Here is a 277-nt window from a genome sequence, read left to right as displayed (position 1 = left end):
AACATAGGCTTATGAGTGCGACTCCTCTTTATAATGAATTTCCTTCTTTCCTGAAACGTTATTTTCCGTATAAGGTACAGAAAATTTCGTTGAATGCCGGGTTTACCTGTCCCAACCGTGACGGGAGCAAGGGGTACGGCGGCTGTACCTACTGCAATAACCAGACTTTCAATCCCGACTACTGCCGTACCGAGAAGCCGATAGCCCTGCAACTGGAAGAAGGAAAGCGTTTCTTTGCGCATAAATATCCCGAAATGAAGTATCTGGCATATTTTCA

At 45.1% G+C, this 277-nt stretch carries 1 protein-coding gene; it reads left to right on the top strand.

Annotated elements, in window-relative coordinates:
* Positions 1–277, top strand: a 277-nt coding sequence (locus QWJ41_RS22550; RefSeq protein WP_500684576.1) for a hypothetical protein, incomplete at both ends; no start/stop codon positions are given.

The sequence above is a fragment of the Nocardioides cremeus genome, from assembly GCF_030518195.1.
Taxonomy (GTDB): domain Bacteria; phylum Actinomycetota; class Actinomycetes; order Propionibacteriales; family Nocardioidaceae; genus Nocardioides; species Nocardioides cremeus.
This window is presented reverse-complemented; position numbering and strand designations above follow the sequence as displayed.